Genomic DNA, 7,244 nt, shown 5'->3' with positions numbered 1-7,244 from the left:
GCCGGGCGCACGGGTCGGCGCCGGCTCGGGCGCGCCGCCGGTCGCGAGGGAGAGGACGGCGAGCACGAGCACGCCGGCCAGCGCGGCCAGCCGGCCGGTGCGGCTCAGCACTGCGGGACCGTCGCCCCGGTCAGGTGCAGCGCGGCGACCCAGCCGCCGTCCGTCGTCTTCGCCCAGTGGTCCGAGCTGGCGTTCAGCGACTGCGAGGACACCTCGGTGCCGCGCGTCCAGCACACGACCCGGTGCTGGGTGCCGTCGCTCCAGCGCTCGCTGGTTCCGTTCGCCAGACGCTTCTCGGCGTCCTGGGTCGACGGGCCGGTCCGGACCTGCAGGTAGCAGCTGCCGTCGCCACACGTCCCCCGCACCCGTACGGCGACGCCCTGGTCCTGCTGCGGACGGCTGGTCGCCACGCCCCCGACCTCGCCGGTCGTCCCCGAGGTCGGCCCGCCGCCGCTGCCCGTGCTGCCGCCGCTGCCGGTGCTGCCCGTGCTGCTCCCGTGCGTGGTCGGGTCGTTCGCGGCGCGCGGACCACCGTCGCCGCCGGTCGACGCCCACGGCCGCAGGACCAGCGCCAGTCCGGCGACCGCGACGAGCGCCGCCAGCCCGGCGGCGACCGCGATCCACCCGGCGCGCCGCCGCGGCTGCGGCACGGCGACCGGGCCCGAGCGGGTCGGCGTCGGGCCCGACGTCGCCTCGGGGACCGGCGTCCGGGGCGGAGGCGGAGGCGGCGGGGGAGGCGCGAGCGGCGCGGGGACCGGCGTTGCGACCGGCGCCGGGACGGGCGCGGGCGGTCCGGCCGGCCGGACCGCGTGGTGCCGCAGGTGCATCGGCACCGACGCCAGCACGTGGTCGAGCGCCACCCGCATCGCGTCGACGGTGACGAAGCGCTCGGCGGGGTCCTTCGCCATGCCCTGCGCGAGGACGCCGTTGAGGTCCTCGACCCACGGCGCGTCGACGGCGAGCTGGCGCACCGGCGCCTCGAGGTGCTCGCGGGCGAGGACGAACTGCGTCCCCGAGTACGGCGGCGCGCCGGTCAGCATCGCCCAGAGCAGGCAGCCCAGCGCGTAGACGTCCGAGGTCACCGCGGCGGGGGCGCCGCCGAAGCGCTCGGGCGCGAGATAGGGGAAGGTCCCGATGACCGCGCCGGTCATGGTCAGCCCGTGGTCGGGCTCGGCGTCGCGGGCGATCCCGAAGTCGCACAGGTAGGCGAACGGCGAGTCCGCCGAGCCGGTGACCAGCACGTTGCTCGGCTTGATGTCGCGGTGCAGCACGCCGGCCCGGTGGGCGTCGGCCACGCCGCTGGTGATCTGTACGGCGAGCGCGAGCGCGGTGCCGACGGGCAGCGGCCCGTCGCCGAGCCGGGCGGCGAGGTCGGCGCCGGCGACGAGCTGGGTGGCGATGAACAGTGATCCGTCGACCTCGCCGTGGTCGAGGACCTGGATGATGTGCGGGCTGTCGAGCCTCACCAGGGTGGAGGTCTCGTTGAGGAAGCGGGCGCGGTACTCCTCGTTCTCCGCAAGCTCCGGCGCCATCACCTTCAGCGCGACCCGGCGGCCGATCCGGTTGTGGGTGGCGGCATAGACGACGCCCATCCCGCCGCGGCCCAGCACACCGTCGACCAGGTAGTCGCCGAAGGTCTCGCCCTCGCGTGGGTAGCCCGTCATCACGCTCCTCTCCTGTGCGCACCTGCGCGGGGAACACCGTGCCCCGTCTCGACACCGATCATTCTCGCGCGCGTCGAGCCGCCGCGCGTACCGAAGACGCGGGTTCGGCCCGTCCGGTTGGCACGGCGCCGGCGCCGGCTCCGTCCGGTCTGGGATGTGACGCCGCGCACTTTACAAGTCAGCCCCTCTTGTCAAACGGCTTTACAAGTCCTACGGTCGTGTCAAGCGGCGCCCGCAGCGGCACCCAGTAGGCACCCCCACGGCGACGACGCCGATCGCAAGGAGGCACAACGATGACCGGACCGACCGTCGGTGCGACCGTCCCCGAGGGATCCACGGAGAAGTGGAAGGACAAGAAGCGCTATCTGTGGCTTCTCGGCCTACTGATCCCGGGCTTCGCGATCATCGCGTTCGTCGTCTACGCCGAGCTCGGCTGGCACTGGGTGCTGTGGATCGGCCCGATCCTGGTGTTCGGCATCATCCCGATCCTCGACCTGCTGGCCGGCCTCGACCCGACGAACCCGCCGGACGACGTCATCGAGGAGCTCGAGAACGACAAGTACTACCGCTGGGTCGTCTTCATGTACCTGCCGATCCAGTACGTCGCCTTCTTCGGCGTGATGGCGATGGTCGTCAACATCAACCCGATCGAGGCCGTCGCCAGCCTGTTCGGCGTCAAGGACTGGGTGGCGACCCACGTCAGCGCCGACCTGGTCCGTGACTTCCACCTGTCGACGTTCGACAAGGTCGGCATCGCGATCTCGCTCGGCATGATCAGCGGCATCGGCATCAACACCGCGCACGAGCTCGGCCACAAGAAGGAGTCCGTCGAGCGCTGGCTGTCGAAGATCGCGCTGGCGCCGTCGTTCTACGGCCACTTCTACATCGAGCACAACCGCGGCCACCACGTCCGCGTCGCGACGCCCGAGGACCCGGCGTCCAGCCGCCTCGGCGAGAGCTTCTACACCTTCTGGTTCCGCACCGTCTCCGGCTCGCTGAAGAGCGCGTGGGAGCTGGAGGCCAAGCGCTACAAGCGCAAGAGCACCCACCCGTTCCACCTCGGCAACGACGTCCTCAACGCCTGGCTGATGTCGATCGCGCTGTTCGGCGCGGTGATCGCGCTCTTCGGCGTCGCGACGATCCCCTACCTGCTCATCCAGATGGTGCTCGGCTTCTCCCTGCTCGAGATCGTCAACTACCTCGAGCACTACGGCATGAAGCGGCAGAAGGTCGGCGAGAAGCAGCGCTACGAGCGGGTCCTGCCGATGCACTCGTGGAACTCCAACAACATCGTCACCAACGTCTTCCTCTACCACCTGCAGCGCCACAGCGACCACCACGCCAACCCGACCCGCCGCTACCAGACGCTGCGCGACTTCAAGGAGTCCCCGGCCCTGCCGACCGGCTACGCCGGCATGATCGACCTCGCCCTCATCCCGCCGCTGTGGCGCAGGGTGATGGACCGGCGGGTCGTCGACCATCTCGACGGCGACGTCACCTTGGCCAACATCAAGCCGGGCAAGGAGGCCCGCTACCTCGCGAAGTTCCCGCCGCCGGTCGAGCACCAGCTCAAGACCGACGACCTCTTCGCCCAGCAGTACGTCGGCGAGGTGCTCGCCGCGCGCTGCCCCGGCTGCGGCTACGTCTACGAGGTCGCCGCGGGCGACGAGCACGAGGGCTTCGCCGCCGGCACGGCCTGGGCCGACATCCCGGACGACTGGTGCTGTCCCGACTGCGGTGTCCGCGAGAAGATCGACTTCGTCCCGTTCGACCCCGAGAAGGTGCAGGCCTGATGGCAATGAAGATCCACGCTGACGTCGACAAGTGCGAGGGCCTCGGCATGTGCGAGGCGATGGCCAACGACTACTTCGAGGTGGACGAGGACGAGGACAAGGTCGTCGTCCTCGACGCCGCGCCGCCGGAGTCCGACCGCGCCCACGTCTACGCCGCGGTCCAGGCCTGCCCGGTCCTCGCGCTGACCCTCGAGGGCTGAGCCGATGGCGGTGACTACCCTCGAGGGCGTGGTCACGTCGTCCCCTCTGCGCGAGCGCCTGCTCGAGGCCGCCGTCCAGCTGACGACCGACGCCGGCTGGGCCAAGGTCACCATGGCCCGCCTGGCCGACGAGGTCGGGGTGAGCCGGCAGACCGTCTACAACGAGATCGGCACCAAGAACGACCTCGCCGAGGCGATGGTGATGCGCGAGCTCGACCGCTTCCTCGCCGGGGTCGCGCGCTCCTTCGACGAGAACCCCGACGACCTGATCGGGGCGATCCGCGACTCGGCACGGCGGGTCCTGAAGTACGCGCAGAACAACGCGCTGCTGCATGCGGTCGTCTCCGCCACCCACGGCGCCGACACCGAGCTGCTGCCGCTGCTGACCACCCACTCGGAGTATCTCCTCGAGGGGGCCAAGCTGGTCGTCGCCGAGCGGGTCGCGGCCTATGACGTCGACCTGCCGGCCGACCGGCTCGAGGCCAGCATCGACATGGTCGTCCGGCTCGTCCTGAGCCACGTCATGCAGCCGTCCGGCGACCCCGCGCGGACCGGCGACGACATCGCCTGGATCGCCGAACGCGTCCTGCGCCGAGGTCCGATGGCCTAATCTGCCCCCAGGGAGGACTGCCGGGAGCACCGGTGGCAGGGGACGCAGTGCAGGGAAGGGACCATGGGGTTGGCGCGAGGCCACACGCGGACGAGGCGCGGCCGGACGACGACGCTGACGGCGGCGTTGTCGGGGCTGTCGGCGCTCACCGTCGCCCTCGCCCTCGCCGGCTGCGGCAGCACCGAGAAGGGCACGCCCGCCAAGCCCGGCGACCCGTCCAAGGCGGCCGCCTCGACGAGCGCCACCGCTGAGAACGTCGCCGACCCGGCCCACGCCGTCGCGCCGCCGGGGCCATTCGACGGCAAGCAGTACGGCGACGACCTGCTCGTGGTCTCCCAGGACACCATCTCCGACGCCGACGTCGCGAGGATCACCGGCGTCACCATCGGCAAGGGCAAGAGCGAGCGCAAGGGCGTCGCCGCCTACACCCGGCTCTCCTACGGCCAGTTCTCCGTCGAGAACAAGCTCTACAACATCGTCGCTGTCGACCCGGCCGCCTACCGCCGCTTCAACGGCAACGACGCCGCGCGCTTCCAGGCCGAGTGGGACCGCGTCGCCGGTGGCGAGATCGCGATCCCGAAGGCGCGGGAGAAGGAGCTCGTCCCCGACAAGTCCGGCTACCTCGAGGTCAACGACCAGAAGATCCACATCGGCGCGCTCTCGCCCGGTGGCGTCGACGGCATCGACGCGGTCGTCAACACCAAGTGGGGCCACACGCTCGGCCTGCCCGACAAGAACGCGGTGCTCATCAACACCGGCATCTCCTCGCCCCAGGCGGTCCGCAAGAAGATCGAGAAGCTGGTCGGCAAGTCGACGTACTCGATCAGCAACCTCGACATCGTGCAGCAGGAGGGCCTCGACCTCGGTACCTTCCAGAACGTCGTCCTGGTGGGCGCCTTCCGCGACGCCGTCGGCACCTACCGCTACACGCCGCTCGGCGGCGGCCGGATCGCGCCCGACCCGGCCTGGGTGAAGTCGCACATCGTGACCGAGGTGGTGCCGATCCTCGGCGCGGTCACCTGCAACAAGTACATGATGCCGCAGCTCAAGGCCGCCCTCGCCGAGGTCGTCAAGCGCGGGCTGGCCGACCAGATCCAGCGGGGCCAGTACGGCGGCTGCTTCGTCCCGCGCTTCATCGCCGGCTCCACGCAGCTGTCCAACCACTCCTTCGGGCTGGCCCTCGACCTCAACGTCCCGGGCAACCAGCGCGGCACGGTGGGCCAGATGAACCGCGAGATCGTGTCGATCTTCAAGCTCTGGGGCTTCGCGTGGGGCGGCGACTGGGCCTACACCGACCCGATGCACTTCGAGCTGCGCCAGATCGTCAGCCCCGGCTGACCCCGGTCCCGCTGAGTGCGGACGCTGACACCATCACTGTCAGCGTTGTGCCATGATGCCCGCCATGACGTTCGCGCTGGGTCAGGGAACCGGTCCGCTCAAGGGCCTCAAGGTCGTCGAGATCGCCGGCATCGGGCCCAGCCCGCACGCGTGCATGATCCTCGCCGACCTCGGCGCCGACGTGATCCGGGTCGAGCGCCCCGGCGGCCAGATGCTCACCGGCGGCTCGCACGACCTGCTCAACCGCGGCCGCCCGAGCGTCGCGCTCAACCTCAAGGACCCCGAGGCGGTCGCCACCGTCCTCGACCTCGTGGCCACCGCCGACGTCCTCGTCGAGGGCATGCGGCCCGGCGTCGCCGAACGGCTCGGCTTCGGGCCGGAGGCGTGCCACGAGCGCAACCCGCGGCTGGTCTACGGCCGGATGACCGGCTGGGGCCAGGACGGCCCCTGGTCGCAGGCCGCCGGCCACGACATGAACTACATCGCCATCACCGGCACCCTGCACGGCCTGGGCCAGGTCAAGGACAAGCCGCAGTTCCCGACCAACCTGGTCGGCGACTTCGGCGGCGGCTCGACGTACCTCGTCATCGGCATCCTGGCCGCGGTCTTCGAGGCCCGGCTGTCGGGTCAGGGCCAGGTCGTCGACGCCGCGATCGTCGACGGCACGGCGAACCTCAACGCGATGACCTCCGCCTTCCTCGCCGGCGGCGGCTTCAAGGAGGAGCGGGCCGCGAACCTGCTCGACGGCGGCGCGCCGTACTACGACATCTACGAGACCGCCGACGGCGAGCACATGTCGGTGGGCGCCCTGGAGCCCCAGTTCTACGACCTCTTCATCGAGCTGCTCGGCATCAAGGAGACGGCTCCCGACCGCTTCGACCTGGCCCGCACCGACGAGCTGCGCGCGCTGATCACCTCGACCTTCAAGACCAGGACCCGCGACGAGTGGTGCGCGATCTTCGACGGCACCGACGCCTGCGTCGCGCCGATCCTGCGGATGAGCGAGGCCAAGGACCACCCGCACATCAAGGGCCGCGAGGTCTTCGTCGAGCACGAGGGGATCGTCCAGCCCCAGCCGGCGCCGCGCTTCTCCCGCACCCGCGCCACGCTGTCGCACCCCCCGGCCCCCGGCGCCGGCGCCCACACCCGCGAGGCGCTCGCCGCCTGGGGCATCGAGGACGTCGACGGGCTGATCGAGCGCGGCGCTGCGGTGCAGATCACGGCCTGATCGGCGGGGTCGGCCGACCATGTAACTCGGTGTCCGTGGATCCACCACGGGGTCATGACCGGTCATGACCCCGTGGTGGATGACGTTGCGCCGTGGTAGATGACATTGGACCGTGGTGGATGACGTTCCGCCGTGGTGGACGACCGAACACCGAGTTACATGCGCGGCGGATGACAGTGCACCGTGGTGGATGACCGAACACCGAGTTACATAGCGCGCCGGGCAGGCCGGGCCGGTCGGGCAGCGCGCACGGTCAGCACTCCGGCGGCACCGAGGACGTCGACCAGCCGATCGACCGCGGCCCTGCGGTGCAGATCACGCCCCCATCCGGCGTTGCGGATTCCAGCGGAGCCGCGCCGCGCCTCTAGGCTGGGAGCTTCGGTCCGGCCAGTCTTGCCCCGGGCCGAACCC

6 protein-coding genes are annotated in these 7,244 nt (G+C 70.9%); 5 read left to right on the top strand and 1 reads right to left on the bottom strand.

All coding sequences use genetic code 11. From position 1 onward, the window contains the following. Positions 1–104: 104 nt before the first annotated feature. Positions 105–1,664, bottom strand: a complete 1,560-nt coding sequence (locus AB4880_RS17760; protein ID WP_367920558.1) for a serine/threonine-protein kinase — start codon at positions 1,662–1,664, stop codon at positions 105–107. Between the two features lie 293 nt (positions 1,665–1,957). On the opposite strand from AB4880_RS17760, the gene AB4880_RS17755 reads away from it, so the two are divergent. From AB4880_RS17755 to AB4880_RS17735, 5 genes are all read left to right on the top strand, one after another. Next, complete coding sequence (locus AB4880_RS17755; protein WP_367920557.1) at positions 1,958–3,457, top strand: fatty acid desaturase; 1,500 nt, start codon at positions 1,958–1,960, stop codon at positions 3,455–3,457. Then, positions 3,457–3,657, top strand: coding sequence for a ferredoxin (locus AB4880_RS17750; RefSeq protein ID WP_367920556.1), 201 nt, complete (start codon positions 3,457–3,459; stop codon positions 3,655–3,657). Before AB4880_RS17755 ends, AB4880_RS17750 begins: the two co-directional genes overlap by 1 nt. Before the next feature lie 28 nt (positions 3,658–3,685). Beyond that, the gene (locus AB4880_RS17745; protein ID WP_367920555.1) at positions 3,686–4,267 is read left to right on the top strand and encodes a TetR/AcrR family transcriptional regulator; all 582 of its coding nucleotides are present in this window, start codon (positions 3,686–3,688) and stop codon (positions 4,265–4,267) included. A gap of 63 nt (positions 4,268–4,330) precedes the next feature. Next, positions 4,331–5,605, top strand: a complete 1,275-nt coding sequence (locus AB4880_RS17740) for a M15 family metallopeptidase (RefSeq protein WP_367920554.1) — start codon at positions 4,331–4,333, stop codon at positions 5,603–5,605. A 64-nt stretch (positions 5,606–5,669) separates the two neighbouring features. Continuing rightward, complete coding sequence (locus AB4880_RS17735; protein ID WP_367920553.1) at positions 5,670–6,833, top strand: CaiB/BaiF CoA transferase family protein; 1,164 nt, start codon at positions 5,670–5,672, stop codon at positions 6,831–6,833. The last annotated feature ends 411 nt before the right edge of the window (positions 6,834–7,244 follow it).

It is taken from the genome of Nocardioides ginsengisoli (genome assembly GCF_039537225.1).
GTDB lineage: Bacteria > Actinomycetota > Actinomycetes > Propionibacteriales > Nocardioidaceae > Nocardioides > Nocardioides ginsengisoli.
Note: the sequence above shows the minus strand (reverse complement) of the source record. Positions and strands in the feature narration are given on the sequence as shown.